This window comes from Aeromonas sp. ZOR0001 (assembly GCF_000801015.1).
Taxonomy (GTDB): domain Bacteria; phylum Pseudomonadota; class Gammaproteobacteria; order Enterobacterales; family Aeromonadaceae; genus Aeromonas; species Aeromonas veronii.
Genome location: NZ_JRJY01000166.1, coordinates 1 through 25,402 on the forward strand (window position 1 = coordinate 1; position 25,402 = coordinate 25,402).

General features: G+C 58.5%; 21 protein-coding genes. 9 read left to right on the forward strand and 12 right to left on the reverse strand.

Annotation, left to right across the window (positions count from 1 at the left end; translation table 11 throughout):
* Positions 1-174 precede the first annotated feature (174 nt).
* Positions 175-1,602, forward strand: a complete 1,428-nt coding sequence (gene rimO / locus L972_RS19750; protein WP_231560963.1) for a 30S ribosomal protein S12 methylthiotransferase RimO — start codon at positions 175-177, stop codon at positions 1,600-1,602.
* 80 nt (positions 1,603-1,682) lie between these two features.
* Here rimO and L972_RS19755 read toward each other — a convergent pair whose 3' ends face one another.
* Both L972_RS19755 and L972_RS19760 read right to left on the reverse strand, forming a co-directional pair.
* Positions 1,683-2,264 (reverse strand): DUF1349 domain-containing protein, encoded by a 582-nt coding sequence (locus L972_RS19755; RefSeq protein ID WP_047440521.1) that lies wholly within the window; start codon positions 2,262-2,264, stop codon positions 1,683-1,685.
* A 225-nt stretch (positions 2,265-2,489) separates the two neighbouring features.
* A complete protein-coding gene (locus L972_RS19760; protein WP_047440523.1) occupies positions 2,490-2,867 on the reverse strand; it encodes a hypothetical protein in 378 nt (125 codons plus the stop codon).
* A 608-nt stretch (positions 2,868-3,475) separates the two neighbouring features.
* Here L972_RS19760 and L972_RS19770 point away from each other — a divergent pair.
* Both L972_RS19770 and L972_RS19775 read left to right on the forward strand, forming a co-directional pair.
* On the forward strand, positions 3,476-3,991 hold the full coding sequence (locus L972_RS19770; RefSeq protein WP_047440528.1) for an REP-associated tyrosine transposase: 516 nt from the start codon (positions 3,476-3,478) through the stop codon (positions 3,989-3,991).
* A 265-nt stretch (positions 3,992-4,256) separates the two neighbouring features.
* Positions 4,257-6,023, forward strand: coding sequence for an AIPR family protein (locus L972_RS19775; protein WP_047440529.1), 1,767 nt, complete (start codon positions 4,257-4,259; stop codon positions 6,021-6,023).
* A gap of 404 nt (positions 6,024-6,427) precedes the next feature.
* Here L972_RS19775 and thrC read toward each other — a convergent pair whose 3' ends face one another.
* The 4 genes from thrC to L972_RS19795 form a co-directional block, all read right to left on the reverse strand.
* Positions 6,428-7,702, reverse strand: coding sequence for a threonine synthase (gene thrC, locus L972_RS19780; protein WP_047440531.1), 1,275 nt, complete (start codon positions 7,700-7,702; stop codon positions 6,428-6,430).
* A complete protein-coding gene (gene thrB / locus L972_RS19785; protein WP_047440533.1) occupies positions 7,699-8,694 on the reverse strand; it encodes a homoserine kinase in 996 nt (331 codons plus the stop codon). Before thrB ends, thrC begins: the two co-directional genes overlap by 4 nt.
* A gap of 2 nt (positions 8,695-8,696) precedes the next feature.
* A complete protein-coding gene (gene thrA, locus L972_RS19790) occupies positions 8,697-11,156 on the reverse strand; it encodes a bifunctional aspartate kinase/homoserine dehydrogenase I (protein WP_047440535.1) in 2,460 nt (819 codons plus the stop codon).
* Between the two features lie 250 nt (positions 11,157-11,406).
* Complete coding sequence (locus L972_RS19795) at positions 11,407-12,114, reverse strand: tRNA/rRNA methyltransferase (protein WP_047440537.1); 708 nt, start codon at positions 12,112-12,114, stop codon at positions 11,407-11,409.
* 206 nt (positions 12,115-12,320) lie between these two features.
* Between L972_RS19795 and aceK the strand changes: the two genes are divergently transcribed.
* A complete protein-coding gene (aceK, locus tag L972_RS19800; protein WP_047440538.1) occupies positions 12,321-14,048 on the forward strand; it encodes a bifunctional isocitrate dehydrogenase kinase/phosphatase in 1,728 nt (575 codons plus the stop codon).
* A 77-nt stretch (positions 14,049-14,125) separates the two neighbouring features.
* On the opposite strand, the gene tesB is transcribed toward aceK, so the two are convergent.
* The gene (gene tesB / locus L972_RS19805) at positions 14,126-14,992 is read right to left on the reverse strand and encodes an acyl-CoA thioesterase II (protein ID WP_019445657.1); all 867 of its coding nucleotides are present in this window, start codon (positions 14,990-14,992) and stop codon (positions 14,126-14,128) included.
* Between the two features lie 190 nt (positions 14,993-15,182).
* Between tesB and L972_RS19810 the strand changes: the two genes are divergently transcribed.
* A complete protein-coding gene (locus tag L972_RS19810; RefSeq protein ID WP_047440539.1) occupies positions 15,183-15,911 on the forward strand; it encodes a transporter substrate-binding domain-containing protein in 729 nt (242 codons plus the stop codon).
* Positions 15,912-16,066: 155 nt separating this feature from the next.
* On the opposite strand, the gene rluB is transcribed toward L972_RS19810, so the two are convergent.
* The 5 genes from rluB to rnm form a co-directional block, all read right to left on the reverse strand.
* Positions 16,067-16,990 (reverse strand): 23S rRNA pseudouridine(2605) synthase RluB, encoded by a 924-nt coding sequence (gene rluB / locus L972_RS19815; protein ID WP_005347347.1) that lies wholly within the window; start codon positions 16,988-16,990, stop codon positions 16,067-16,069.
* A 134-nt stretch (positions 16,991-17,124) separates the two neighbouring features.
* A complete protein-coding gene (gene scpB / locus L972_RS19820; RefSeq protein ID WP_005350230.1) occupies positions 17,125-17,697 on the reverse strand; it encodes an SMC-Scp complex subunit ScpB in 573 nt (190 codons plus the stop codon).
* Entirely contained in the window at positions 17,681-18,550 is an 870-nt protein-coding gene (locus L972_RS19825; RefSeq protein ID WP_021231207.1) for a segregation and condensation protein A, read from the reverse strand. Before L972_RS19825 ends, scpB begins: the two co-directional genes overlap by 17 nt.
* On the reverse strand, positions 18,543-19,163 hold the full coding sequence (locus L972_RS19830) for an L-threonylcarbamoyladenylate synthase (protein WP_021231208.1): 621 nt from the start codon (positions 19,161-19,163) through the stop codon (positions 18,543-18,545). The genes L972_RS19825 and L972_RS19830 overlap by 8 nt, the downstream gene beginning before the upstream one ends.
* Before the next feature lie 106 nt (positions 19,164-19,269).
* Positions 19,270-20,151 (reverse strand): RNase RNM, encoded by an 882-nt coding sequence (gene rnm, locus L972_RS19835; RefSeq protein WP_047440542.1) that lies wholly within the window; start codon positions 20,149-20,151, stop codon positions 19,270-19,272.
* A gap of 436 nt (positions 20,152-20,587) precedes the next feature.
* On the opposite strand from rnm, the gene L972_RS19840 reads away from it, so the two are divergent.
* Genes L972_RS19840 through trpCF form a run of 4 tightly spaced genes read left to right on the forward strand, consistent with a single transcriptional unit; the run spans position 20,588 to position 25,381 of the window.
* A complete protein-coding gene (locus L972_RS19840; protein WP_047440545.1) occupies positions 20,588-22,222 on the forward strand; it encodes an anthranilate synthase component 1 in 1,635 nt (544 codons plus the stop codon).
* Positions 22,215-22,814: an aminodeoxychorismate/anthranilate synthase component II gene (locus L972_RS19845; protein ID WP_005359135.1), complete on the forward strand. Its 600-nt coding sequence runs from the start codon at positions 22,215-22,217 to the stop codon at positions 22,812-22,814. The genes L972_RS19840 and L972_RS19845 overlap by 8 nt, the downstream gene beginning before the upstream one ends.
* 15 nt (positions 22,815-22,829) lie before the next feature.
* On the forward strand, positions 22,830-23,873 hold the full coding sequence (gene trpD / locus L972_RS19850) for an anthranilate phosphoribosyltransferase (RefSeq protein WP_047440547.1): 1,044 nt from the start codon (positions 22,830-22,832) through the stop codon (positions 23,871-23,873).
* Positions 23,873-25,381, forward strand: a complete 1,509-nt coding sequence (gene trpCF, locus L972_RS19855; RefSeq protein WP_047440549.1) for a bifunctional indole-3-glycerol-phosphate synthase TrpC/phosphoribosylanthranilate isomerase TrpF — start codon at positions 23,873-23,875, stop codon at positions 25,379-25,381. The genes trpD and trpCF overlap by 1 nt, the downstream gene beginning before the upstream one ends.
* The last annotated feature ends 21 nt before the right edge of the window (positions 25,382-25,402 follow it).

Genomic DNA, 25,402 nt, shown 5'->3' on the forward strand with positions numbered 1-25,402 from the left:
AGGCGCTGGGGCGCCCTATGCAACACGTAATTGGGACATAGCCTAAAAATATTAGAAATACCCATGAGTCTCTGGAAAAGTAGATTAAAAAACACCCAGCCATGTTCTTCCTCTTTCCTGCTCATCAGGTATAATCCGCCATCTTTTTTTGCATCAGTGACCAGCGACCCCCCTATGACTGTCAACCGTTTTGACCCCAGCTCAGACAGCCTGACGCCTGCAACCACGCAGGCTCAGCCATTGGACAACCAACCTGTCCAACAAGCGACTTCCAGCATTATTAGGTCTCACCACCCAAGGATTGGTTTTGTGAGCTTGGGTTGCCCCAAAAACCTGGTCGATTCAGAACGCATCCTGACCCAGCTGCGTACCGAAGGGTACGATGTGGTGCCCAGCTATGACGATGCCGAGCTGGTCGTCGTCAACACCTGCGGCTTTATCGACAGCGCCGTGCAAGAGTCGCTGGAAGCGATCGGCGAAGCGCTGGCCGAGAACGGCAAGGTGATCGTCACCGGCTGCCTTGGTGCCAAAGAGAATCAGATCCGCGAGATCCATCCCAAGGTGCTCGAGATCACCGGCCCCCACGCCTATGAAGAGGTGCTGGGTCATGTCCACAAATATGTGGAGAAGCCGCAGCACAACCCCTTCACCAGTCTGGTTCCGGCCCACGGCGTCAAGCTGACCCCGCGCCACTACGCCTATCTGAAGATTTCCGAGGGCTGCAACCACCGCTGCACCTTCTGCATCATCCCCTCCATGCGCGGGGATCTGGTGAGCCGCCCCATCGGCGACGTGCTGGCAGAAGCCAAGCGCCTGAAAGAGGCGGGCGTGAAGGAGCTGCTGGTTATCTCCCAGGACACCTCCGCCTACGGCGTCGATGTGAAACACCGCACCGGTTTCTACGACGGCATGCCGGTCAAGACCAGCATGGTCGCCCTGTGCGAAGAGCTGGCCAAGCTCGATATCTGGGTACGTCTGCACTACGTCTACCCCTACCCGCACGTAGATGACGTCATCCCGCTGATGCGCGATGGCAAGGTACTGCCCTACCTCGATATTCCGTTACAGCACGCCAGCCCGCGCATCCTGAAACTGATGAAACGCCCGGGTACCGTCGAGCGCACCCTGGAGCGGATCCAGAAGTGGCGCGAAATCTGCCCGCAGATCACCCTGCGCTCCACCTTTATCGTTGGCTTCCCGGGCGAGACCGAGGAAGATTTCCAGATGCTGCTGGACTTTATCGACAAGGCGGAGCTGGATCGGGTCGGCTGCTTCAAATACAGCCCGGTCGAAGGGGCGCTGGCCAACGAGCTGCCGGATCCGGTACCGGAAGAGGTACAGGAAGAGCGCTTCCAGCGCTTTATGGAGCTGCAACAGCAGGTCTCCATCCGCAAGCTGGCCCGTAAAGTGGGTCAGGAGATGACCGTTATCATCGACGAAGTGGACGAAGAGGGCGCCACTGGCCGCTCCTTCGCCGATGCACCGGAGATCGACGGTCTGGTCTACCTCAACGGCGAAACCGGCCTCAAGCCGGGGGACATGGTCAAGGTGCGGATCGACGAATCCGACGAATATGACCTGTGGGCCAGCCTGATCAGCTAATTCAGGCTCTACCAGCCAAATGAAAAAAGCGCCTGCGGGCGCTTTTTTATTGGCTCAATATCGCAGGCAAAACCGCTGGCCTAGCTCAAATCATGGAGCGCCTTGCCAAGGGGCGGCGTGAGGCGCAAGTCAGAGAAGCACACTGCCAGCCCCTGCCGCTCCGGCGTGCAGCACATCACCCCGATAAAGCAGCGTTCGCCTGGCGGGAAAGGGGCGAGGCGCAGCAGCGGCCACACCTTGCCATCGGTGGAGTATTGCAAACGCAGGCAATCGGCCAGCCGGGTCAACCGCAACCAGAAGCGGCGCGGATTGCCGGGGAAAATACCGGTGGCCCAGTCAGAGCGCGGATTGGTCAGCACGCTGCCGATCATCGGCTGGGCATCATTGTACTCGATCCCCGCTTTCAGCCAGTGCTCGTCGTCTTGCAACAGCATCAGCCCCGCCTGATCGTAGAGGGTGGTGAACTCCCCCTCGACGCAGACCTGAAAGGTAAACTCCCCCGCCACCTCGCAGCCATAAACATGCCCGCTGTGGCGCTCGAAGCCATACCAGGTGCCGCGCCAAAAATCGGTCTGCTGGTCTGTCACCACCTGCAAACCGTCGTCTGTCTGATGCCACTGGGCCGGTTCATTGAGCCAGCGCCATTGCGTCCCTTCCATCATCCTGCTTTGCTCCCTTATCCCGCGTAATCCCGCAAAAATGGGGCTCGCCAACGCCTCGTCCGGTCACGACAGGTCATGGCTGCGCCTCTGCGGAACCTATAAAAGGAGTCAATAGTGTCGCTATTACCGCCCCGATACAAGGTTTGTGCGTTGCGCCATCAGTGCGCCCCAAAAAGCGCGGGGGGCCTGATGGCCCCCCGCAAACACACCGGATGAGAAAATGCCTTACTTGGCAGCGCTATCCTTCACGCACTTCTGGATAAAGCTGTTCTTGGCCGCGCCAGCCAGCTTCTTGTCGGCCGCCGCCTTCTCGCACTTGGCCGCCGGATCGATCGCCGCGCCCGTCTTCACGCACTTCTGGATAAAGCTGTTCTTGGCCGCACCGGCCAGCTTCTTGTCGGCGGCCGCCTTCTCGCACTCGCCGGTCGCGGCGCCAGCGGCATCTTTCACGCACTTGCCGACAAAGCTGGTCTTGGCGGCGCCGTTAAGCTTTTTGGCCGCGGCCTGCGCCTCGCACTGCAACTGGGCTGTGTCGTTGGCAAAGACCGGATTGGCCAGCAGCACGCTGCCGCAGAGCAGGCCGAACAGGATGGTACGCTTCATGGGAGATCTCCTCTCTATCTGGTGATGTGTTTGCATGGTCATATTTGCATGACGGTGTGTTGCAAATGGCTGTGATTACAACAGCTGATTGTTGCCGCAGATCCCCCGCCTCGCCAGCTTGGGAGCGGAGCACAGAGCAACTATCGCCCGCACTATAGCGCCGATTGCCGGAGCGGGATTGCCCCCAGCCAACCCTTCCTCAGCGGCAAGCCCGCCCCCTACTTTCCCGCCACGCCTGCCAACCCCAATAAAATCAAGGGCCATGGGAATCCTGTCTCCAGCTCCCTCCTTTTATTGAGCTAGCGCAAAAAAACAGTCATTACTGATAGTTACGTCACTTTTTGACTAGTGCGACCAGATTCGATTGGCTTAACATGGCCATCTGGTACCTATTCATCAGTGATGGGTTGCTACCCTCGCTGGTTAATGGAGCATATTGGAAGCTGTAATCCACGGGCGGTAGCGTGGGTTTTGCACAGTGATTGATGCATTGCGTAGGTTGGCGCTGAGCGTAGCGAAGCCCAACACGTATGCCTCCGGTTAGTTGGTTCCCATTTCGTGTAACCGAACAGACCGAATATTTCACCCCGATACCGGAAAGGAGAACCATGCGCTATCGCCGAGCAACAACCAGTGGGGCATGTTGGTTCTTCACCGTCAACCTGGCTGACCGACAGCAGGATCTGCTGGTACGTCATATCGACCTGCTGCGCGAAGTGACCCGCCACGTCAAACAACAACATCCATTCGAGATCATTGCCATGGTGGTGATGCCGGATCATCTCCATGCCATTTGGCAACTACCGCCGGGTGACAGTGACTATCCCATGCGCTGGTCTCTGATCAAGGCCGGCTTTTCGCGGGGCATTGCCAAAACAGAGCGGATACGGGAGAGCCGACTCAGAAAACGGGAACGCGGTATCTGGCAACGCCGTTATTGGGAGCATCTGATCCGGGATGACAAGGATCTGCAAGCCCATGTCGATTACATCCATTTCAATCCGGTCAAACATGGTTATTGTGCCAAACCTGTCGATTGGCCTTACTCCTCCATTCATCGCCATATCGCCGCAGGATGGATAACGCCAGATTGGGCCATTAATAGTGACTCGGGTCGGGAATAATCGGCTCGGAATGTGTTGTAGGTTGGCGCTGAGCGTAGCGAAGCCCAACAAACGGGATATATGACTTTCCAAACAAGATGAATTTTGACCATATAAAATCAAAAACCGAATTTAGCTTTCTCGGTAAACGTTGGGCTTCACTTCGTTCAGCACCAACCTACGAGATTTAGCCAAACATATGGGGTCATGCCTATTGACAAAATTTTGTCGGCAAGATGACACCATATTCTCTTATTAACTTCACATAATCGAAATAGGAGCAACAATGCCAATTGTCAGTTTACTTTCGTCTGAGGATAATGCGGCTCCAGCCATAGCAACAGCATCAGTTCAAGCACAAAGAATTGGGAAGGCACTGAGGGAACGCTTTCAAGAAAATATTCATAAACGCGAATGTGAACCTAGCTCAAAAGACTATGATATAAAAATGGCCTCAAGGTCTATTGCGGCATTCTGTATTTATCATCTTGGTTCCTGTGACGACATCTCTGCAGCAAAATCAGTTTGTGATAGCTCAGATGATGGTGGAATAGATGCCATTTTTATAAATAACAATGAAAAGATTATGGTGGTAGTACAGTCTAAGTTCAATCAATCTGGTAGCGCCACATGGAATAAACGTGACTTTCTAGATTTTAAAGATGCATGTAATCGTCTTCAAAAAAGTGAATTTGAGAGATTCGATGACATATTAAAAATAAAAGCGGATGATATTAATAATGCTTTAGACTCCATAGACTATACCATTATGTTTGTAATGGCACATACTGGAAAGCGAGGAGCAGCCTCAACGATTTTACATGATATGCAGGAGTGGCAAAAGGAACTAAATGTTTCAGCTTCTGTACAAGATGGAACTCCTTATTCTGAGCTTCCCTTCCAAGTTCATCTAATCTCAGCTGAAGACATTGTAACTTGGATGCATAAGCAAAATAACGATACAATTGATTTAAGTGATGTTGAAATCGAAAATTATGGCAAAACAGAGTATCCATACCCAGCATATTATGGAATGGTTAGTGGGGAACAGATCCATGAATGGTGGAATACCCATTCAAGAAAGCTATTTTCTAAAAACATTAGAAACATGCTTGGTAAAACCGATGTCAATGAATCAATAACTGATACCGCATTGAATAGCCCTGAAAACTTCTGGTATTACAACAATGGTATCACTGTACTAGTCAGAGCAATTGAAGCATATAGAAGAAACAATGATAATAATCGAACTATTGGGCGCTTTAATTTTCACGATATAAGCGTTATTAACGGTGCCCAAACAGTTAGCAGCATAGGCCTTCTTGGTGATAGTAATCCCGATGCTATTTCGAAAATAAAAGTTTCAACACGATTTATATGTATACCGGATGATAACAGCCCTATCGAAAATGCAATCACTCGCGCTAATAACCATCAAAATAAAGTGCTCGGTAGAGACTTTGCATCTCAACAGAAAGAGCAAATACGATTAAAGGATGAGCTTATAATAGAGAAATACTCTTACCAATTACTCCGAGGGGAAAGTGATAACAAATCTAATAGCAGAGTAATTGAAATTGATGATGCATTAGATGGTCTTGCATGCTTGACGTTGAATCCAACAGCAATTGCGACGCTAAAGAGTAACAGAGGTAAGTTTTTTGATAATTTAGATGGCAGTCTATATAGAATGGTTTTCAACCAAAGCGTGAGTGGGATAAAGTTAATCAATGCAGTGACCGCAAATAGAATAAATGAAAAGCTTATTAAAAGATTATTATCTCAAACAGATTATCAATCATACAAAAAACGATATGGCATACTGACTCACGCTAACAGGGTTATATCCGCCATTATCATGAGCAAAATACCACAAATTAAAGAATCAAAAAACATTATCACGCTAGATGAAAGTTTCATTGAAGGTAAGCTTGAAGAGACGCTTACTAAAATTGAAAATCTCATTCAAACAGATTATCCAACGGCATACCCTGCTAGATTTTTCAGTAATGTAGAGAAAATATCGGAAACCATTATTTACTGTAACAATTGATTTTTTAAGTTTCTATCAACAAACATAGCCAGCTATTAACCACAACATAGGTGGTTAATAGCTGAAACAGCTCACGCACAACTACTTTTCTCAATTAAAAATTTTTCTTTTTGGCCGATGTTAATACCCGAAACATCTAGTATGAGGCAACGCTACAGATTAATTTAAATACCCCATGACTACCTGAATCAAAGGATTGGTGGCACAGGCATTAATGCTCTTTACTGGTCTACTTCCTCCCCCCCCCCAACCAATACTCTCTTTCAATCCCCATACCCACTACAAGCCAGGAATCGTGGAACATCAGCCGCAGATCGGCCTTGGATTACCTTTTCCTATGCAAAAAACAAAATCCCCCATTAATGGGGGATTTTTATTTCTATCGATTAGCTCACGGCTAAAGCTCAAGCCAGCAGAAAGGCCCTTAACCGAGCAAACTCAGCTGACAAATTAACGGAGAGCAGCGGCAGCTCGGCATGCTTGGCGAGCGGGCCGGGCAGCGGTACATCGAGATTGAGGATCTCGTCCACCGACTCCTTGAACTTGGCGGGATGGGCGGTGCAGAGGAACACCCCCACTTCATCCTCGGCCAGCTGTTCCCCCAGCAGATCCCAGGCAATGGCGCCGTGGGGTTCGCAGAGGTAATCCAGCTGGTGCAGCCGTTTCAACGCATCACGAGTCTGGGCGTCGTCACGCATGCCGGAGCCCAGAGTCTCCAGCGCCCAGCCCTTACGACGGCAGAGTTCTTCCACTCGTGGCCAGTTGTTGGGGCGGCTGACATCCATGGCGTTCGACAGGGTTGCAACCGTCTGGTGCGGCTCCCACTGACCGGTTTTCAGGTAGCGCGGCACGGTGTCGTTGGCGTTGGTGGCGGCGATAAAGCGCTTCACCGGCAGCCCCAGCGCCTTGGCAATCAAGCCTGCGGTGAGGTTGCCGAAGTTGCCGGACGGCACGCTGATCACCGCCTTGGCGCGATCGGCTTTCGGCAGCTGGGCCACCGCTTCGAAGTAGTAGCAAACCTGCGCCAGCAGACGGCTGATATTGATGGAGTTGGCGGAGTTGAGGCCAATGGCCTTCTTCAGCGCCTCGTCGTCAAAGGCCTGTTTTACCAGCGCCTGACAGGCATCGAAGTCGCCATCGATGGCGATGGTGCGGATATTGCCGCCGAGGGTGCAGAAGAGCTTCTCCTGCAAGGGGCTGATCTTGCCCTTGGGATAGAGGATCACCACCTCGATCCCCTCCAGCCCGTAGAAGGCGTGGGCCACGGCGGCGCCGGTGTCGCCGGAGGTGGCGGTGAGGATAGTAATTTTGTCGTTGGTGCGGAAGGCCGCGAGGCATTGGGCCATAAAGCGGCCGCCGAAATCCTTGAAAGCCAGGGTCGGGCCGTGGAACAGCTCAAGGGCATAAGTGCCATCTTTGAGTTTCACCAGCGGCGCCGGGAAGGTGAAGGCGGCATTGATCAGCTCGCTCACCTTGGCGGCGGGCACTTCGTCCCCCAACAGGTGGCTCAGGATGCGAGCAGAGCGCTCGGCCAGCGGCAGATCGAGCAGGGCATCCACATCGGCGAGCGGCTCGAGTTGTTCGGGGAAGAAGAGCCCCTGTTCGCGACCCAAGCCCTGACGCACCGCCTGCGCGAAGCTCACCTGTTCGCTGTTGTCCTTGATGTTGTAGAGATTCATAGCTCGCTTCCTGTTACCCGTGCCCCGGCCATGTCCAGTTTGCAGACCCGGGCAAATCCATCTTCGTTCTGCACGAAATGTGCTTCCATCCAATCCTTCATCCGCTCGGCCTGCGCCAGATCCTTCATCACCACAAACACGGTGGGACCGGAGCCGGAGATGCCGGTAGCCAGCGCCCCGTTCTGGGCCGCCTGCGCCCGCACCTCGTTAAAGCCTTCGATCAGCGCCGCGCGGTAAGGTTCGGCAATCACGTCTTTCAAGACGCTCGCCGCCAAGCCCTCCTGCCCGGTGTAGCTGGCGTGAACAAAGGCGGCCAGGCGACGACCGTAGGTGAGGCAATCCTGACGGCGATATTGGGCAGGCAGGATGGCGCGGGCGGCAGCGGTAGAGACCACTGTGCCCGGATAGCAGACCACCCAGTACCACTGCTCAAACACCGGGATGCGCTGACTGATGACGCCGTGCTCTTCCAGCACCAGCTGCATGCCGCCCAGATAGCAGGGGGCCACGTTGTCGTAGTGAACGGAGCCGGAGATCTTGCCTTCCATCTCCCCCATCAGCAGCAGCATGTCGTGCTCATTGAGCGGTTCGCCGTGGAAGGCGTTGAGCCCCTCAAGGGCCGCCACCACGCTGCAGGCGCTGGAACCCAGACCCGAGCCGACGGGCAGGTTCTTCTCCAGCACCATTTCGAGGGGCTGGAGTTTAAGGCCGCGCTTCTCCAGCGCCTCGCCATAGGCAACCCAGCAGTCATGGAGGATATTCTTTTTCGGATCGTCCGGCAGCTTGTGGGCGTAGCGGCCCACAGAGGACAGCGCAAAAGTCACGTCTGCCGCTTTTACCTGCACCCGATCGCCGAGCAGAGAGCCATCCACGGGAGCGAGCGCCGCCCCCAGTACATCGAATCCCACGCTCAGGTTGGCGCTGGAGGCGGGCGCGTAGGCGACTACGCTGCCGCCTTCAGTCATATAAGAGGGGTACATGTCTGAACTCATGCTTATAGCTCCTGCTTCCAGTTCTGGGTGCGCAGCACGTCGGCAAAGACGCCCGCCGCAGTCACTTCGGTACCGGCGCCATAGCCACGCAGCACCAGCGGGATCGGCTGGTAGTAGGTGGAGAAGAAGGCGAGCGCGTTCTCCCCATCTTTGACCTTGAACAGCGGCTCGTCGCCACCGACCGCCTTGATGGCGACCTTGCACTTGCCACCCTCGATGGAACCCACATAGCGCAGCACCTTGCCTTCACGCTGGGCGGCGGCGAACTGGTCGCGGAACCAGCCGTCGGCCTCCGGCAGGCGGGCCATAAAGGCTTCCACGTCGCCGCTCACGTCAAATCCGGGCGGCAGCGCCTGCTCCACCTCGACATCGGAGAGCTCCAGCGCCATGCCCGCCTCGCGGGCCAGAATGAGCAGCTTGCGCGCCACATCCATGCCGTTGAGATCGTCGCGGGGATCCGGCTCGGTAAAGCCGTTGCTGCGAGCGATCTTGGTGGCTTCAGAGAAGGCCATCCCCTCATCCAGCTTGCCGAAGATAAAGGAGAGCGAACCGGACAGAATGCCGTCGAAGGCACGCAGCTTGTCACCAGCCTTGATAAGGTTTTGCAGGTTCTCGATAACCGGCAGACCGGCGCCGACGTTGGTCTCGTACAGGAACTTGCGACGAGTCTGACGGGCGGTGCGGCGCAGCGCCTTGTAGTAATCGAGCGAGCCGGTGTTGGCCTTCTTGTTCGGAGTGACCACATGGAAACCGGCGGCCAGGAAGTCGGCATACTGGACGGCTACAGCCTCGGAGGAGGTGCAGTCGACGATCACCGGGTTGATGATGTGGCTATCTTCCACCAGCTTTTTCACCCCTTCCAGCGAGAAGCTGTCGCGGGCTTCCACCAGCTGTTCGCGCCAGTTGGCGAGGTTCAGGCCATCCTTGTTGACCGCCATCTGGCGGCTGTTGGCGATGCCGACCACGCGAAGGCCAGTGCCCTGCTCGGCCAGTACCGGTTGCTGGCGGGCGATCTGATCCACCAACGCCGCACCGACGCCACCGACACCGACCACAAACAGGTCGATAAACTGCTGGCTGCCAAAGAAGTTCTGGTGGCACGCCTTGATGGCTTCCGCCACCTTGCGATCCCGCACCACCGCCGAGATGGAGCGCTCGCTCGACCCCTGCGCGATGGCGACGATATTGATGGAGGCTTGCGCCAGCGAAGTGAAGAAGCGGGCCGCCATCCCCTTGCTGGTGCGCATGCCGTCACCGATAAGGGAGATGATCGCCAGATCGCTGATGATATCCAGCGGCTCCAGCAGCTGGTTTTTGAACTCCAGCTCGAACTCGCGCTCCAGCACCTTGCGGGTCTTCTCACTGTCGTAGCTATGGATACAGAAGCTGACGCTGTACTCGGAAGATGACTGGGTGATCAGCACGATACTGACCCCGGCGCGGGAGACGGCGGAGAAGATGCGACCGGCCATGCCGACCATTCCCTTCATGCCGGGACCGGAGACGTTGAACATGCACATGCCGGAGAGATCCGAGATGGCCTTCACTTTCAGGTCATCGTCACCGCTCTCGGGGCCGATCAGGGTGCCCGGTCCCTGCGGGTTGAAGCTGTTCTTGATAAGGCAGGGAATATGGAACTGGGCCACCGGCGCGATGGTTTTCGGGTGCAGCACCTTGGCGCCGAAGTAGGAGAGCTCCATCGCCTCCTTGTAGGAGAGGGTTTTCAGCAGGTAGGCATCCGGTACCAGACGGGGATCGCAGCTGTAGCAGCCCTCGACGTCAGTCCAGATCTCGCAGCACTCGGCATCGACACAGGCGGCCAAGACGGCTGCGGAGTAGTCGGAGCCGTTGCGACCCAGCAGCACGGTCTCGCCCTTGTCGCTGCCGCCGGTAAAGCCCGGCATCAGGTAAAGACAGTCGCTACGCAGCCCTTTGGCGGAAAAGCGCAGGCGGGACGCTTCGATATCGACATGGGCTTCCAGATAGCCGCCGTCGGTGGCCAGCAGCTCTTCCGGTACGATCAGCTCCAGATCCAGACCGCGCACCCGCAGCAGTTCGTGCATAAAGGCGATGGAGAGGTTCTCGCCACGGCTCAGAATGCGTGCCTGCACGTTATCCGGGCAGAGCCCCAGCAGACGGATGCCCTGCATCAGCCGCTCCACCTGATCCAGCTCGGCGGTGAGACGGGCCAGCAGCGCCCTGTCATCGAGCGCCGGATAGGCCGCCTTCAACCCGGCCAGCAGGCGGGAGAAGATGCCGTTGACTTCAAACAGGGTGGAACTGGCATCCATGCCGCGGCTGGTCTGTTCCACCAGCGCCACCAGATGATTGGTCACCTTGGCAGGTGCAGAGAGCACCAGGGCTACCTGAGATTGGCCGTGGGTGTTGACCGCAATATCGGCCACCCGTAAAAAACGTTCTGCATCGGCCAGTGAAGACCCGCCAAATTTCAACACTCTCATCGCTTTCTCTCCCTGTAAATCTATGAAATTCAATCTAAAAACCAATCCAACAAAAAGGCCCGTACTGGGTGGGTACGGGCCTTTTCTGATTTCTGTGCTTGTTCGTCAGCGCATCAACCGGCCCCAGTGCCACCTGTGGTGGTACCGGTAATAATGGTGGTGGTGATGACGTTGGTGAATAACTGCATGACGAACACTCGTTGACGAAGCTGGCTTTTAGCAATACCGCGGCGGGCGGCGGGCTGTCAACTTAAACCTCTTTGCCAAGTTTGCGCGCAAGGTCTTTGCAGAGCAGGTGGAGCATGTTCAAATCCCGCTGCGGCAGCATGGGTACCCGGTCCATCACCCATTGATGCAGTTTTTCATCCTGCGAAACTCCGAGTTCACCCAGCAATTCTGCTGTTTTGCTTTTCAACACACGAACCTGCCCAGCGTTATCAAAATTTTCTGCTACCGCAGTGGCGCCGTCGGCGTTCAGCTCATCCATCAGCTGACTCATCTCGTAGGCGTAGAGCATGATCGCCTGCCCCAGATTGAGAGACGGGTAGCTCACCTTGAGGGGCAGATAGCTGATGAGATCGACTTCGGCCAGCTGCTCGTTGGAGAGCCCCGACTCCTCGCAGCCAAAGACGATGGCCACCTTGTTGAGGGAAGGCTTGCTGCGGATCTGCTCGCGGATCTCCCCCGGCGTGAGGTAGTGCTGGTAGCGACCGCGCTCACGGGCGGTGGTGGCGATCACCAGATCCATGTCAGCCAGCGCCTCGGGCAGGGTATCGAACGCCTCGGCCTGAGCCAGGATCTCCTGAGCGCCGTGAGCTACCCAGCTCGCCTCCTCCTCTTCGTGTACCCGGCTCGCTACCAGTCGCATGGCATCGAATCCCATGGTTTTCATGGCGCGGGCAGCCGCCCCCACATTCGCAGGTCGGGCAGGTGCCACCAGGACAAAATAGAGCTTCATCGGGTTTCCTCACAGGCCGGACGGCCTCTCAAACAGACAGCAAACAGTCGCTAAACCATCACCAAAACAGGGGCGCAATCTACCGTTTATCCCCGAAAATTGCCACTTGAACAGACGTTTGAATGTTGCGATAGTGGCCTGACGTGTGAACAAATTACACCCAATCCTTCGCGCTATCGGCCCGACAGATCACAAGGAAGAGAGAGATGCAGCAGCCATTGGAACAGGCCGTCGCCGAGACTATCTTGCAACGCTTCGAGTCGTTTTACAGCCGGTTTCTCGAGATAACCCAGGGCAGCAAGAGCCGCTTCGAGAACAGTGACTGGCTGGGGGTGCAGCTCGCCGGGCGCGAGCGAATTCGCCTCTATGACCACCATGTGGGGGCTACCGCCAGCTCCATCCGCCAGATGATGGGGGAGCACCACGCAACTCAGGAGCTGCTCAAGCGGGTCAAAAGCGCCTTCAGCGATCTGCTGCCCCGTTGTGACAACTTCGAGGTGGCGGAGTCCTTCTTCAACTCCGTCTATCGCCGGATCTTTCGCCATCGCAATATCCGCGACGAAAACCTCTATATCCACCCCTTTGTCAGCCGTGGCGAAAAACCGGACCTGAGCGCCCTGCTGCGGATCTATCGCACCGATCTCGCCCACCTGCCGCAGACGTTGAGCCAGCTTTTGGGGGATTACAGTTTCACCCTCCCCTACGAGGACAAGCAGCGGGATATTGTCGACATCCACCGCCATCTTGCCGAGAACGGCCCGCAAATCATCCATGATGAGCCGTTTGCCATCGAACTCTTGAAAGAGGTGTTCTACCGCAACAAGGGGGCCTATCTGGTGGGGCTGATCCGGGTAAAAGATCAGGTCTTCCCCTTTATCCTGCCCCTACTCAGCACCGGCCACAGCATCTATGTCGACACCGTCATCTTTGAGCCGGATCTCGCCTCCATCGTGTTTGGCTTCGCCCGCGCCTACTTTATGGTTTATGCCCGCGAACCGGCACTGTTTGTCGCCTTCCTGCGCCAAATCATGCCCCACAAGCCCGATTACGAGATCTACAACGCCATCGGCTGCCAGAAGCACGGCAAGACCGAGCTCTATCGCCACTACCGCCACCATCTGGCCCAGAGTCGGGATCAGTTCATCATCGCTCCCGGCATCAAGGGGATGGTGATGAGCGTGTTCACCCTCCCCTCCTACGATGTGGTGTTCAAGGTGATAAAAGACGAGTTCACTCCCCCGAAGGATGTGAGCCACGAGCAGGTGAAAGCGAAATACCGGCTGGTAAAACAGCACGATCGGGTTGGCCGGATGGCCGATACCCAGGAGTTCACCAACTTCGAGTTTCCGCTGGATCGCATCTCGCCCGAACTCCTTGCCGAGCTCAAGACGGTGGCACCGTCGGCCCTCACCATCAGCGACGACAAGCTGGTGATCAAGCACCTCTATACCGAGCGCAAGATGATCCCCCTCAACCTCTATCTGGACAAGGCGGACGAGCAGCAGACCCGCCTTGCGCTGGAGGAGTACGGCAATGCCATCAAGCAGCTGGCGGCGGCCAACATCTTCCCGGGGGACATGCTGTTCAAGAACTTTGGCGTCACCCGCCACGGCCGGGTGGTCTTCTACGACTACGACGAGATCTGCTACATGACGGAGTGCAACTTCCGCCAGATCCCGCCGCCGCGCTACCCCGAGGATGAGTGGAGCGCCGAGCCCTGGTACTCGGTGGCCCCCAACGACATCTTCCCCGAGGAGTTCGCCACCTTCCTGCTGCAAAAGCCGCAGGTGCGGGAGATCATGCTGCAGCTGCACAAGGAGATGTTCGACGCCAACTACTGGAAGATGCTGCAGAGCAACATCAAGGTGGGGGTGTTCGAAGATGTCTACCCCTACCGGCGCAAGAAACGCTTCAAATACCAGCGCGGCGGCTGATCCCGCAGCGCCCGCGCACATCGCAGCAACGAAAACGGGGGGGCCAAAGCCACCCCGTTTTGCTATCCGCTTGCGCCTTAACTGCCGCGACGGCGGATCACCCCCTCCTGCATGGTGCTCGCCACCAGCATGCCATCACGGGTAAAGAACTGACCGCGCACCAGACCACGACCGCTGCTGGCGCTCGGGCTGTCTACCACGTAGAGCAGCCAGTCGTCGAAGCGGAAATCCCGGTGGAACCACATGGAGTGATCGATGGTGGCCACCTGCATATCCGGCTCCCAATACGACACCCCGTGGGGCTGCAGCGAGGTGAGCAGGAAGTTGAAGTCGGAGGCGTAGGCCAGCAGGTATTTGTGCACCCGCAGATCGTCCGGCATCTGACCGTTGGCCTTGAACCAGACGTGACGCACCGGATCCTGCACCGTCGGCCGAATAGGGTCGACCAGCGTCACCGGACGCATCTCGATGGGCTGCTCGCAGAGGATCTTGTCGCGCAGGGAGGCCGGGATCAGGTTCTCGTAGGGGCGCACCAGCTCAAGCTCGCTCTTGAGCTCCTCCGGCGGAGTGATGCCGGTGGGCATCTGTGCCTGATGCTCGAAACCATCGGCCGGCACCTGAAACGAGGCGTTGAGATAGAAGATGGGCTTGCCGCCCTGAATCGCCTTGACCCGGCGGGTGGAGACGGTCTGGCCGTCACGGATATTCTCCACGTCATAGACGATGGGACGGGTCACATCCCCCGGACGCAGGAAGTAGGAGTGAAAACTGTGAACCTGACGGCCGGTCTCGACCGTCTGCTTGGCAGCTGACAAGGCCTGCCCCATTACCTGTCCGCCAAACACGGCCCGCAGACCGAGATCCTGGCTCTGGCCCCGAAACAGGCCCTCCTCGATTTTTTCCAGCGCCAGCAACGCCAGCAGCTCATCAAGTACCTTGCTCATTGTTCACTCCTCTATCAGAGCCGCACAGGCTAACAAGCTCACCGGAGCAGAGCAACCGCCACAGCCCCTTCCGCCCGCCAAAGGGAACGCCAAGGGCCATACACCGCGACCAGCAGCATTTATCGAGTCTGTTTTTTCCCTACCGAAACCGCTACGCTGTCAGCAATCGATAGAGGTGAGATCACCCGCCATGCACATCCGTTATCCGGTCACGCCCTCTGCCCCTTATCGCCTCCGCTCGTCCCTTCGCCTTCGTGCCAACCTGTTTGCTCTTTCGCTGCTCCCAGCCGCCACTGTGCAGAGCGCGGTAATTATCACCGGCGAATTGCCCCCCTACTCTTCAGCGACGCTGGCCAATGGCGGCGAGCTGGCAAGCAAGGTGCTCACCACTCTCAAAGCGGCAGGCCACCCGGATCTGAGGGTCTCCTACCAGCCCTGGCCGAGGGGGCTTAAAAACATCGAGCTGGGCAACGCCATCGCCGCCTTCCCCTTTACCTGGACCAACGAGCGCAGCAACTCCCTGTTGTTCAGTACCCCCATCGCCTTCGATATCCAGTCCTGGTACACCACGCCCGACAAGAAGGGGCTGGAATCCCCGCCCTGGCAGCAGAAAACCGCCTGCGTACCCAAGGGGTGGTTCTCCGATGCCATCGAGCGGGTGACCATCGAGCAGAAGCTGATCGTCAGAACCACCAACCGCCTCAACCAGTGCGTTGAGCTGCTGAAAAAGGGCAAAGTCTATCTGGTGCCCATCAACGACACCTCGAAAAAGAACCTCTCGGAGGAGGACAACGCAGCTCTCTACCGTCTCTCGCTGTTTCGCCAGAACGTCACCTTCTATCTGGTCACCGCCCGCAACGAAGAGGGAGAGATGTTTATACGTGACTTCAACAAAGAGTGGATGACACCGGCCAACTGAGGAGTGTGAGAGCAATCATTGCCACATAACCAGAGCCAGCCTGCAGCTGGAGGTCACCCGCTAGAGATGAAAAAGGCCCGCACCAGTTGGTGCGGGCCTTTACTTGGCCGACTGCGCGCTATTTGACGGCGCACAGTTCGCAACAGGTTGTCGGCTTACTTGCTGCCGGTACCTGAGTTGCGGGTAGAAGCTTGTGGCTTGCGACGGGCGGTGGTGGCGCGAGCGCGCGGCTCTTTGCCCTGCATCTCTTTGTGACGCTGCACGGCGCGACGGATCTGGGCGGCCTGCTTGTGACGGCTGGTTTTGCCATCTTGCTGCAGATCGACCTTGGATTCGGTCTCCGGCGGCAGGTTGACCAGACCGCGCAGGTAGTTCACTTCCGGCAGTTTCAGCTCTTGCCAGCCGCCGCGCGGGATGCCGCGGTCCAGCTTGACGTCACCGTAGCGGATCCGCATCAGGCGGCTCACCTGCACTTCCTGGGATTCCCACAGGCGACGCACTTCACGGTTGCGACCTTCGGTCAGGGTGACGTTGAACCACTGGTTCAGACCCTCACCGCCAGCCGGTTTGATCTTGTTGAACTTGGCGGTGCCATCTTCCAGCTGCACGCCCTTGCGCAGACGCTGCAGCATGGCTTCGGTGATTTCGCCAAAGACACGTACCGCGTATTCCCGCTCCACTTCGTGGCTCGGGTGCATCAGACGGTTGGCCAGCTCACCGTCGGTGGTGAACAGCAGCAAACCGGAGGTGTTGACGTCGAGGCGGCCGACCGCGATCCAGCGGGCACCTTCCATCTTGGGCAGACGATCAAACACGGTGGGACGACCTTCCGGATCGTGACGGGTACACATCTCCCCTTCCGGCTTGTGATAAGCCAGTACGCGGCAGATCACTTCCTCTGCGGCACGGGTCTTGACCTGGTGACCATCCACCCGGATCACGGCGTTCACTTCGACGCGATCCCCCAGTGTGGCGACCTTGCCATCCACACTGACCCGACCTGCGGTGATCAGGGCCTCCATCTCACGACGGGAGCCGTGACCCGCGCGGGCCAACACTTTTTGCAGTTTTTCACTCATCGGGGTTACCTGATTGTTGATCGCTGCCCACAGGTAATAGGGGCAACGGGGTTAACTGTAACAAACGCCGGTTGGAGCGTTTGCCACAGTTTAAAAATGTATATCTCGGTGACATCGGCACACTTGGGCGCCATTCACCGGGCATCGCTCTCCCCGTCCACCGCAGAGGGCAACAGGGGTTGCAGCTCCGGATCCAGCTCGGGGAGCTGCTCCAGACTCTGCAGATTAAAGTAATCCAGAAACTCTCTGGTGGTGGCGAGCAGCTCGGGGCGACCCGCCACCTCTTTGTGGCCTATGCTGCGCACCCAGCCACGCTCTTTCAGGGTATTCACTATCTGGCTCGACACCGCCACCCCGCGGATCGCTTCGATCTCGGCCCGGGTGATGGGTTGGCGATAGGCGATCAGGGTCAGTGTCTCCATCACGGCGCGCGAATAACGCGGCGCCCGCTCGCTCCAGAGCCGCGAGAGCTCCTCGGCATACTCCTGACGCGCCTGAAAGCGCCAGCCAGAGGCGACCTCTTTGAGCTCGACGCCCCGCGAGCTGTAATCTTGCCTGATCTCGGCCAACAGTAGCTGAACATAGCGACTGGTCACCGGATAATCCGCCAGCACGCTGCTTTTCAGTTCGCTGACATTGAGCGGGCGACCGGCCACAAACAGCGCCGCTTCGATCAGGGTCTTGAGTCGTTCAGTGGGCAGCGCCACGGTTGCCCTCCTCGCTCTGCTCGGCCAATGCAAAATGGATTGGGCCAAGGGGTTCTGCCTGCAGGATCCAGATCAGTTGCTCCTTGCACAGCTCCAGCAGGGCCAGAAACGTCACCAGTACCCCCATGCGCCCCTCTTCGGCGCGCAGCACCTGCTCAAGGCGCAGGGTCTGCCCCAGCGTGAGCATGGCGAGGATCTCCGCCATGCGCACCCTGGTCGGGATCTGTTCGCGGCGGATCTGGTGATGTTCGAAATGAGTCGCGCGTTTTACCACACTTTGCATGTAAAGGGCGAGCTCAACCAGCGAAACATCGGGCGCCAGTGGCTTGAGGGCGCCAAAATCGGGGGGCAAGGCGGCCGCGATATAAATCTCCCGCTCCACCCGTGGCAGCTCATTGACCCTCTCTGCACCTACCTTGTAGCGCTCGTACTCCTGCAGGCGGCGGATCAGGGTCACCCGCGGGTCTTCTCCCTCCTCTTCATCCTCCAGCTCCGGCGCCTTGGGCAACAGCAGGCGGGATTTGATCTCCGCCAGCCAGGCCGCCATCAGCAGATACTCCGCCGCCAGTTCAAGGTTGAGCCCCTGCATCAGCTCCACGTACTCCATGTACTGGGCGGTGATCTGCAGGATCGGCAGGTTGAGGATATCGAGCTGCTGGCGTCGGATAAGGTAGAGCAGCAGATCCAGCGGCCCCTCGAAGGTATCGAGGAACACCTCCAGCGCATCGGGCGGGATGAACAGATCCTGGGGCAGCTCGTGATAGGGCTGCCCCAGGACTTTCGCGATGGGTAGTGCGGCGCCAGTCCCCGTCTCGGCGGAAGGGGCTGTCACCGGTTCAGCGACATCACTCAAACGGGGTCGGGTCTCCGGCACCGCGACGACGCAATACCGGCTCGTCGTCAGAGAAATCGACCACTGTGGTGGGCTGCTCGCCCAGATAACCGCCGTTGACCACCAGATCGATCTGCTTGCCCAGCTTGTCGAAGATCTCTTCCGGGTCAAACTCGGCCATCTCGGACTCCGGCAGGATCAATGTGGTGGAGAGCAACGGCTCGCCGAGGGCTTCCAGCAGTGCCTGGGCAATTTTGTTGTCCGGCACCCGGATGCCAATGCTCTTTTTCTTCTCGTTCATCAGGCGGCGCGGCACCTCTTTGGTCGCCTTGAAGATGAAGGTGTAGGCGCCCGGGGTGTTGTTCTTGATCAGGCGAAACGCGCTGTTGTCGACCTTGGCGTAGGTGGAGATCTCGGAGAGATCGCGGCACACCAGGGTGAAGTCGTGGTTGGCGTCGAGGCGACGGATGCGGCAGATGCGCTCCAGCGCGCCCTTGTCACCCATCTGGCAACCCAGCGCATAACCGGAGTCGGTCGGATAGACGATGACGCCGCCGTTCTGGATGATCTGTACCGCCTGACCGATCAGACGGGCCTGGGGGTTTTCCGGATGTACGTAAAAATGCTGACTCATAGCTTGTTCTCGCAATGGGGGCAGCAATACCTGCCCGCTCGTATGGTCACGGGTCAAAGACCCATGACACTACCTTAACCTGTTTGTGGCTGCTTCGCTGGCGCCGTTACCGACTCGCCAGCAGCTCGGCATGCTGTTCGGTGGTGAGCCCAAAGTGACCGGGATAGGCAAGCCAGACGGGCATCCCCTCTTTGGGCAGCCAGAGGTGGCGGCCCAGCTCGGTCCAGTTGGAGGGGAAGTGAAAATCCGATCCCACCGAGATATAGAGGTCGTGATCCTTGGCCCACTGGCCCAGATTGGCCCGCTCCTGCGGGCTCTGCTGGGGCAATGAGACCTCCATGGCATCGCCACCGGCCGCCTTGAAAGCCACCAGCAGCCGCTTGATCCACTTGGCGGTGAGATCGTAACGGCTGGGGTGGGCCAGCACCGCCAGCCCACCGGCGGCGTGAATGGCGGTGATGGCTTCGTTCATCTCGGGCCACTCGGCCGGGGCATAGCCTTTATTGCCACGGCTCAGGTACTTTTTGAATACCTTCTGCATATTGTCGGCTACCCCGCGTGCCACCAGCACCCGGGCAAAGTGGGCGCGGGTCACGGCGGCCTCACCGGCAAGCTGTTTGGCCTCTTCATAGGTGCCGGGGATGAGGCACTTCTCCAGACGACGCCCGATTTCCAGCGCGCGCGCCTCACGACGGGCCAGCTGACCGGCCAGAAAGTCGGTCAGCTGCGGATTTTTTTCATCCACCCCCAGCGCCACGATATGAATTTCGTGGTGCTCCCAGCCGGTGGAGATCTCGACCCCGCTCACCAGTCGCAGCGGCAGTTGCTCGGCGTCGATGGTGCGGCGCACCTCATCAAGCCCGGCGAGGGTGTCGTGGTCAGTAACTGCTAACACCTCGACCTGTTTCTCGGCGGCGCGGCGCACCAGTTCGGCTGGGCTCAGCACCCCGTCGGAGGCAGTGGTATGGCAGTGAAGATCGAATCTCATCAGGTTATTCCGCTCTCGTGGTCAGGTCACCATTCATGGCAAATCGGTGAAAGAAGGCTAAAAAGCGACTTGACTTGGCCGCGGCTTTATCGTTTTCTGTAGGCACTTCATTGCAAACATCTTTTTACAGGACTTTATCATGCAAACGACTTCCATCCTGACCATCTGGTGGTGGCACACTCCCTGACATGCGGGCGTGTGGTCGTTGCTGTACCTGTAATCTGACAGCAAATTAAGAACCCAAAGAAAAAGCCCGCTGACCCCAGCGGGCTTTTTTATTATCCGGCAAATGGACCTGTGATGAAACCGAGAATTCAGACAAGCAAGCTGACCTGGCGATGGCGCCCCTGAACCAGCCACCCCGGACCAATTAAATTTTCAAGGAATTCAACGTCATGAACATCGGTAACACGCATCACACGCAAGGGAACGCACTATGACAGCCACACATCGCCTTCCTCTGGGTGAATTCGATACCCTCAAACTCAACGCCCCCTATGCGGCCGATCCGCTGGCGCTCTATACCCGCCTCTGTCAGGGCCGCCCCAACAACCTGCTGCTGGAATCGGTGGAGATCGACTCCAAGGCGGGCAAGCAGAGCCTGCTGCTGGTGGATGCCTGCCTGCGCATCGAGTGCCGTGGTCGCACCGTGCGGGTGCGCAGCCTGAACGACAACGGCGCCCAGTTGCAAAGCCTGCTGGCCGAGCGGCTGCCTGCGGTGGTGACCCGCTCGCTGGTAGATGGCGAGCTTCAACTCGACTTCCCGGCCTCCGATCGGGAGCTGGACGAAGATTCCCGCCTCAAGGGGAGCAGCGTGCTGGACGTGCTGCGCACCCTGCAGCGGGAGCTCGATTGCCAGTTGGGTAAAGAAGCTCTCTTTATGGCGGGCAGCTTCGCCTATGACCTCATCGCCTCTTTTGAAGATCTGCCTGAAGTGCCGGAGGGGAGCAACGACTGCCCCGACTACTGCTTCTATGTGGCCGAAACCCTGATCACCATCGACCATATCGAACGCACCACTCAACTGCTGGCCTGCATCTTTGGCGGCGACAGCGACGAAAGCCAGGTTGAAGACAGATACACCCGCCTGACCGAACGGCTCACCGACTTCAAACAGATTTGCCAGCAACCCCTCTGCGCCGAGCTGACCACTCAGCCCCTGACCGGTGGCATGAGCGTGGACAAGAGCGACAAGCAGTTCTGCGCCGAGGTGGAGAAGCTCAAGGGCTTTATCCGCCGCGGCGACATCTTCCAGGTGGTGCCGTCCCGCTGCTTCTCCCTGCCCTGCCCCAGCCCCATCGCCGCCTATCGCCGCCTCAAACAGACCAACCCCAGCCCCTACATGTTCTACGTGCAGGATGAGGGCTTCACCCTGTTTGGCGCCTCCCCCGAGAGCGCGGTGAAGTTCTGCGCCACCAGCCGCGACGTCGAGATGTACCCCATCGCCGGTACCCGCCGCCGCGGCTTCAACCCCGATGGCAGCATCAACCGGGATCTCGATGGCCGCATCGAGCTGGAACTGCGTCAGGACGAGAAAGAGGTGGCCGAGCACCTGATGCTGGTGGATCTGGGCCGCAACGACATCGCCCGTATCTCCGAACCCGGCACCCGCTACGTCAAGGAGCTGCTGAAAGTGGATCGCTACAGCCACGTGATGCATCTGGTCTCCAAGGTGGTTGGCACCTTGCGTTCCGACCTTGACGCCCTGCACGCCTATCAGGCCTGCATGAACATGGGCACCCTCACCGGCGCCCCCAAGATCCGCGCCAGCGAGCTTATTCGCATGGTGGAGGGCAAGCGCCGCGGCAGCTACGGCGGTGCCGTCGGCTACATCAACGGCGCTGGCGAGATGGATACCTGCATCGTCATCCGCTCCGCCTTTGTCAAAGATGGCGTGGCCCATGTGCAGGCCGGTGCCGGTGTGGTCTATGACTCCAAGCCGCAAGCCGAAGCGGATGAAACCCGCGCCAAGGCGGCCGCCGTGCTGGCCGCCATCGCCGCCAGCCATGGCACCTCACTGCAAGCCCTGAGCGCCCAGCAGGAGCAACATAAGGACGTGGTCCATGACTAACATTTTCCTGCTCGATAACTTCGACTCCTTTACCTACAACCTCGTCGACCAGTTCCGCTCCCTCGGTTATCCGGTGCGGATCTACCGCAACAGCCTGCCGGCCAGCCGCATCATGAGCGAAATCGCCGCCTGTGAAGGGGACGCCGTGCTGGTGCTCTCACCGGGCCCGGGTGCCCCCCACGAAGCGGGTTGCCTCATCGATCTGATCAAACTGGCCCGCGGTCAGGTGCCCATCCTCGGTATCTGCCTCGGCCATCAGGCCCTTTGCGAAGCCTACGGCGGCACCGTCGGGGCGGCGGGCGAGATCGTCCACGGCAAGCGCTCTCTGATTGAGCACAACGGCCACGGCGCCTTCGCCGGTCTGCCGAGCCCGCTACCGGTGGCCCGCTACCACTCGCTGGTCGCTACCTATGTACCGGAAGAGCTGACGGTGATTGCCCACTATCAGGGCATGCCCATGGCCATCGAGCAGCAGGATGAGCGGGTACTGGGCTTCCAGTTCCACCCGGAATCCATCATGACCTCGGAAGGGGCCCGTCTGCTGACTCAGGCGCTCGCCCACATCACCCGCCCAGAAAGCAGCGTGCGTTAAGGTAAGGAGACCAACATGCATCATCATCTCAACACCCTCTATCAGGGTCAGTCTCTGAGCCGTGAAAGTACCCGCGACGCCTTCGGCCAGGTGGTACGTGGCGAAGTGGATCCCATCGTGCTCGCCAGTCTCTTGACCGCTCTCAAGATCAAGGGGGAGACCCCGGAGGAGATCGCCGGCGCCGCCGAGGCCCTCTTGGCTGAAGCGCGCGACTTCCCGCGTCCGGACTATGAGTTTTGCGACATCGTCGGCACCGGTGGCGATGGCCTCAACACCATCAACGTCTCCACCACCTCGGCGCTGGTCGCCGCCGCCTGCGGCCTGAAAGTGGCCAAGCACGGCAACCGTTCGGTCTCGAGCAAGTCGGGTTCTAGCGATCTGCTCGACAAGATGGGCATCAAGCTCGACATGAGCCCAGCACAGGCGCGCCGCTGTCTGGACGAGCTCGGCATCTGCTTCCTGTTCGCCCCCCAGTACCACGCCGGGGTGCGCCATGCCATGCCGGTACGTCAGGCCCTCAAGACCCGCACCCTGTTCAACGTGCTGGGGCCGCTTATCAACCCCGCTCGCCCCACCTATCAGCTGATGGGAGTCTATGCCCCCGAGCTGGTGCGCCCCATCGCAGAAACCCTGCTGGCACTGGGGCTGAAAACCGGTATGGTGGTGCACGGTGCCGGACTGGATGAAATTGCCATCCACGGCCCGACCCAGGTGGCCCAGATCCGTGACGGCGAGATCCGCGAGTTTCTGCTCACCCCGGCTGATTTTGGCCTGGAGACCTATCCGGTCAGCGCCATTCAGGGTGGTGAGCCTGAAGAGAACCGCGCCATCACCGCCGCCATTCTGGAAGGGCGTGGCACCCCGGCCCACAACGCCGCCATCGCAGCCAATGTGGCGCCACTGCTGCTGATGGCGGGCAAGGCGACCGATCTCAAGAGCGCGGCGGCCGAGGTGCTGGCGGTGCTGGCGAGCGGCAAGACAGCGGATCTGGCCGCCCGGCTCGCCACGTTGAGTCATCAGGGAACGAGCCATCAGGAAGCTGGCCATCAGGAGGCATGATGTCAGCCACCACGTTGCACAATAGTCATTCAGAACGCCCGCAGGGCAAGAGCCAGTTTCGCAAGGATAACGAGATGTCAGACCTTATTGCCCCCCATGCTTTTCTGAACATGGCCTCCATCAGCCAGACCATTCTCGGCAAGATCGTGGCGGCCAAGCAGGAGTGGGTCGCCGCCCGCAAACTGGCCCAGCCGCTGGAGAGCTTCCAGAGCGCGCTGACCCCAAGCGATCGGGATTTCGTCGGAGCCCTCAAGGCGGGCTCCACCCGCTTTATTCTGGAGTGCAAGAAGGCCTCTCCCTCCAAGGGCTTGATCCGCGACGATTTCAGCCCGGAGGCGATCGCCGACATCTATGGCAAATACGCCACCGCCATCTCGGTGCTGACCGACGAGAAGTTCTTTCAGGGGGATTTCGCCTTTTTGCCGCGGGTGCGCAGCCGCGTATCGCAGCCGGTGCTCTGCAAGGATTTCATGATTGACCCCTATCAGGTTTATCTGGCCCGCCACTATCAGGCGGACGCCATCCTCTTGATGCTCTCGGTACTCACCGACGAGGGCTATCGTGCCCTGTTCGCGGTGGCCAAGGAGCTGGGTCTGGGCGTACTCACCGAGGTGAGCAACGAGGAGGAGCTGACCCGCGCCATCGCGCTGGGTGCGCCGGTCATTGGCATCAACAACCGGGATCTGCGCGATTTGAGCGTCGATCTGAACCGCACCAAACAGCTAGCTAAAGATATTCCGAGCGATCGGGTGGTGATCAGCGAATCCGGCATCAATCACCGCGCTCAGGTGGCGGATCTGCGCCACCACGCCAAGGGCTTTCTGGTGGGCTCGTCTTTGATGGCCGAGCCGGATCTGGAAGCGGCTGTGCGCAAGCTGGTACTGGGCCAGAACAAGGTGTGCGGCCTGACCCGCGCCGAAGATGCCGCCGCCGCCCATCAGGCGGGCGCGGTGTTCGGGGGCCTGATTTTTGTTTCCAAAAGCCCGCGTTATGTGGACATCCCCGCCGCCCGCGCCGTGATGGCGGGCGCACCGCTCTCCTACGTCGGGGTATTTCGCAACGCCCAGCCCGCCACCATCGCCAAGACGGTGGATGCGCTGGGACTCGCCGCGGTGCAGCTGCACGGAGATGAGGATGCCGCCTATATCGAGATCCTGCGCCCACTGCTGCCCGCTAGCTGCCAGATCTGGAAAGCAATTGGCATCTCTCTTGGCAAGGAAAGCGGCGAGCCGCTGCCCGACCTCGACTACCCGGCGGATCGCCTGCTGCTGGATACGAAAGTCGGCAGCCAGAGCGGCGGCACCGGTCAGGTGTTCGACTGGGCCCTGCTGGCCACGCTCGATAAAGCCAAGCTGATGCTGGCGGGCGGCCTCAACCCCGACAACGCCCTGCAGGCGGCGCAAGTGGGCTGCCTCGGCCTTGATTTCAACTCCGGGGTGGAGAGTGCCCCGGGCCAGAAGGATGCGCACAAGATTGCAGCCGCCTTCGGCGCACTGCGCAACCTGTAACGCAACCCTTTTTGATGTTTC

Bases quoted from the DNA above. Each gene is read 5' to 3' on its own strand.
- L972_RS19840 (WP_047440545.1), top strand. From the start codon at position 20,588: ATGACAGCCACACATCGCCTTCCTCTGGGTGAATTCGATACCCTCAAA.
- rimO (WP_231560963.1), top strand. From the start codon at position 175: ATGACTGTCAACCGTTTTGACCCCAGCTCAGACAGCCTGACGCCTGCA.
- rnm (WP_047440542.1), bottom strand. From the start codon at position 20,151: ATGAGATTCGATCTTCACTGCCATACCACTGCCTCCGACGGGGTGCTG.
- aceK (WP_047440538.1), top strand. From the start codon at position 12,321: ATGCAGCAGCCATTGGAACAGGCCGTCGCCGAGACTATCTTGCAACGC.
- thrB (WP_047440533.1), bottom strand. From the start codon at position 8,694: ATGAGTTCAGACATGTACCCCTCTTATATGACTGAAGGCGGCAGCGTA.
- L972_RS19775 (WP_047440529.1), top strand. From the start codon at position 4,257: ATGCCAATTGTCAGTTTACTTTCGTCTGAGGATAATGCGGCTCCAGCC.
- L972_RS19755 (WP_047440521.1), bottom strand. From the start codon at position 2,264: ATGATGGAAGGGACGCAATGGCGCTGGCTCAATGAACCGGCCCAGTGG.
- tesB (WP_019445657.1), bottom strand. From the start codon at position 14,992: ATGAGCAAGGTACTTGATGAGCTGCTGGCGTTGCTGGCGCTGGAAAAA.
- trpCF (WP_047440549.1), top strand. From the start codon at position 23,873: ATGTCAGCCACCACGTTGCACAATAGTCATTCAGAACGCCCGCAGGGC.
- thrC (WP_047440531.1), bottom strand. From the start codon at position 7,702: ATGAATCTCTACAACATCAAGGACAACAGCGAACAGGTGAGCTTCGCG.
- L972_RS19830 (WP_021231208.1), bottom strand. From the start codon at position 19,163: ATGAGTCAGCATTTTTACGTACATCCGGAAAACCCCCAGGCCCGTCTG.
- L972_RS19810 (WP_047440539.1), top strand. From the start codon at position 15,183: ATGCACATCCGTTATCCGGTCACGCCCTCTGCCCCTTATCGCCTCCGC.
- thrA (WP_047440535.1), bottom strand. From the start codon at position 11,156: ATGAGAGTGTTGAAATTTGGCGGGTCTTCACTGGCCGATGCAGAACGT.
- L972_RS19795 (WP_047440537.1), bottom strand. From the start codon at position 12,114: ATGAAGCTCTATTTTGTCCTGGTGGCACCTGCCCGACCTGCGAATGTG.
- rluB (WP_005347347.1), bottom strand. From the start codon at position 16,990: ATGAGTGAAAAACTGCAAAAAGTGTTGGCCCGCGCGGGTCACGGCTCC.
- L972_RS19760 (WP_047440523.1), bottom strand. From the start codon at position 2,867: ATGAAGCGTACCATCCTGTTCGGCCTGCTCTGCGGCAGCGTGCTGCTG.
- trpD (WP_047440547.1), top strand. From the start codon at position 22,830: ATGCATCATCATCTCAACACCCTCTATCAGGGTCAGTCTCTGAGCCGT.
- L972_RS19845 (WP_005359135.1), top strand. From the start codon at position 22,215: ATGACTAACATTTTCCTGCTCGATAACTTCGACTCCTTTACCTACAAC.
- L972_RS19770 (WP_047440528.1), top strand. From the start codon at position 3,476: ATGCGCTATCGCCGAGCAACAACCAGTGGGGCATGTTGGTTCTTCACC.